The sequence below is a fragment of the Streptomyces sp. NPDC056347 genome, from assembly GCF_042262625.1.
In the GTDB taxonomy this organism is placed as follows: Bacteria; Actinomycetota; Actinomycetes; order Streptomycetales; family Streptomycetaceae; genus Streptomyces.
In genome coordinates this window covers 1-2,530 of the sequence record NZ_JBHJQP010000323.1, presented here as the reverse complement: position 1 = coordinate 2,530, position 2,530 = coordinate 1, and the positions used below count along the sequence as shown (strand labels likewise).

General features: G+C 70.7%; 2 protein-coding genes. Both read right to left on the bottom strand.

Features of this window, described 5'->3' with window-relative positions:
• Positions 1–55: 55 nt before the first annotated feature.
• Positions 56–1,087 (bottom strand): alanine racemase, encoded by a 1,032-nt coding sequence (locus ACFCV8_RS35895; RefSeq protein ID WP_376689753.1) that lies wholly within the window; start codon positions 1,085–1,087, stop codon positions 56–58.
• A 188-nt stretch (positions 1,088–1,275) separates the two neighbouring features.
• The gene (locus ACFCV8_RS35890) at positions 1,276–2,394 is read right to left on the bottom strand and encodes a lipid II:glycine glycyltransferase FemX (RefSeq protein ID WP_376689752.1); all 1,119 of its coding nucleotides are present in this window, start codon (positions 2,392–2,394) and stop codon (positions 1,276–1,278) included.
• Between the last annotated feature and the right edge of the window lie 136 nt (positions 2,395–2,530).

Genomic DNA, 2,530 nt, shown 5'->3' with positions numbered 1-2,530 from the left:
GCCCCGTACGGAGCGGCGGCCCGGCCTTAGGTGCGTACGCCTCGAACCGTACGGCTCAGTGGTCGACGAGGCGGTCGAACTGGGTGGTCGTGTGGCGCAGGTGGGCCACCAGCTCGTCGCCCACCTTCGGCTCCTGGGCGTCCGCCGGGACGAACAGGATCGACACCTGCATGTGCGGCGGCTCGGCGAACCAGCGCTGCTTGCCCGCCCAGACGAACGGCGAAAGGTTGCGGTTGACCGTGGCCAGGCCCGCGCGGGCGACCCCCTTGGCGCGCGGCATCACGCCGTGCAGGGCCTTCGGCGCCTCCAGGCCCACCCCGTGCGACGTACCGCCCGCGACGACCACCAGCCAGCCGTCCGACGCCGCCTTCTGCTGGCGGTAGCCGAACCGGTCGCCCTTGGCCACGCGCGTGACGTCCAGCACGGAGCCGCGGTACTGCGTCGCCTCGTGGTCGCCCAGCCAGAGGCGGGTGCCGATGCGGGCCCGGAAGCGGGTCTGCGGGAACTGCTGCTGGAGCCGCCCCAGCTCCTCGGCGCGCAGATGGCTGACGAACATGGTGTGCAGCGGCAGCCGGGCCGCGCGCAGCCGGTCCATCCAGGCGATGACCTCCTCGACCGCGTCCGAGCCGTCCGTGCGGTCCAGCGGCAGGTGCAGGGCGAAGCCTTCGAGCCGTACGTCCTCGATGGCGGCGTGCAGCTGCCCGAGCTCCTCCTCCTTGACGCCGTGGCGCTTCATCGAGCTCATGCATTCGATGACGACCCGGGCGCCCACCAGGGCGTGCACGCCGTCCACGGAGGACACGGACCGCACGACCCGGTCGGGCAGCGGCACTGGCTCCTCGCCCCGGCGGAACGGGGTGAGTACCAGGAGGTCGCCGCTGAACCAGTCCTTGATGCGGGCCGCTTCGTAGGTGGTTCCGACGGCGAGCATGTCGGAGCCGAAGCGGATGGCCTCGTCGGCCAGCCGCTCGTGGCCGAAGCCGTACCCGTTGCCCTTGCAGACCGGGACGAGACCGGGGAACTGGTCGAGGACGGATTTCTGGTGCGCCCGCCAGCGCGCGGTGTCGACGTAGAGGGAGAGCGCCATGGCCGGTCCGGAACCCTTCTGGTGCGGCGGAGTGGGAGGTGTGTGGTGCCGAAGCCCCATTGAAACCAATGAAGCCGGTTTCGTCAGCGGGGCGGGAGGTGTCGGCGGAAGCGGATCGGAGGCGTATCAGTGGCGTACGGGCGGCGCATCGGCTGCCCGGACGCGTACGGACACGGATCGGACACGCGTCAGCGGCGCGACATGTAGATGTCGAGCGCCTTGTGCAGCAGCTTGTTGAGCGGGAAGTCCCACTCGCCGAGGTACTCGGCGGCCTGACCGCCGGTGCCGACCTTGAACTGGATCAGGCCGAAGAGGTGGTCGGTCTCGTCCAGCGAGTCGGAGATGCCGCGCAGGTCGTAGACGGTGGCGCCCATGGCGTACGCGTCGCGCAGCATCCGCCACTGCATCGCGTTCGACGGGCGGACCTCGCGCTTGTGGTTCGCGGAGGCGCCGTACGAGTACCAGACGTGCCCGCCGACGATCAGCATCGTCGCGGCCGCGACGTTCTCGCCCTCGTGCCGGGCGAAGTAGAGCCGCATCCGGTTGGGGTCCTCGGTGTTGAGGGCCGTCCACATGCGCTGGAAGTAGCTCAGCGGGCGCGGCCGGAAGCGGTCGCGCTCGGCCGTGATCTCGTACAGCCGCTGCCACTCGGCGAGCTCGGTGTAGCCGCCCTGGACGACCTCGACACCGGCCTTCTCGGCCTTCTTGATGTTGCGCCGCCACAGCTGGTTGAAGCCCTTGTGGACGTCTTCGAGCGAGCGGTTCGCCAGCGGCACCTGGTAGACGTAGCGGGGCTGGACGTCACCGAATCCGGCACCGCCGTCCTCGCCCTGCTGCCAGCCCATCTTCCGCAGCCGGTCCGCCACCTCGAAGGCGCGCGGCTCGATGTGGGTGGCTTCGACGTCGCGCAGCCGCTTGACCTCGGGGTCCTGGATGCCGGCCTTGATCGCGGGCGCGTCCCAGCGGCGGATGATGACCGGCGGGCCCATCTTCACGGAGAAGGCGCCCTGCTGCTTGAGGTGCGCCAGCATCGGGCGCAGCCAGTCGTCGAGGTTCGGCGCGTACCAGTTGATGACCGGGCCCTCGGGCAGGTAGGCGAGGTACCGCTTGATCTTGGGGAGCTGGCGGTAGAGCACCAGGCCCACCCCGACGAGCTGTCCGCCCTTGTCGAACCATCCGAGGCTCTCGGAGCGCCACTCGGCCTTCACATCCGCCCATGCCGGGACCTGCATGTGACTCGCCGCGGGCAGGTTCTGGATGTACGCCAGATGCTGCTCTCGGCTGATGGTCCTCAGGGTCAGGCTCATGCGGGGCGGCCGGGGTGACGGGCGTCGGGTCGACGCCGCGGGCCAGTTCGCGCAGCCGGCGGGCGGGCGCCGCGCCCAGGATGCGCTGGAGGGTGGCGGCGGGGGCGGCGTTGACCCGGCCGATGGTGTCCAGGCC

What these genes read in the sequence shown, in the direction of transcription:
- ACFCV8_RS35890 (WP_376689752.1), bottom strand. Translation starts at nt 2,394, where the DNA reads ATGAGCCTGACCCTGAGGACCATCAGCCGAGAGCAGCATCTGGCGTAC.
- ACFCV8_RS35895 (WP_376689753.1), bottom strand. Translation starts at nt 1,087, where the DNA reads ATGGCGCTCTCCCTCTACGTCGACACCGCGCGCTGGCGGGCGCACCAG.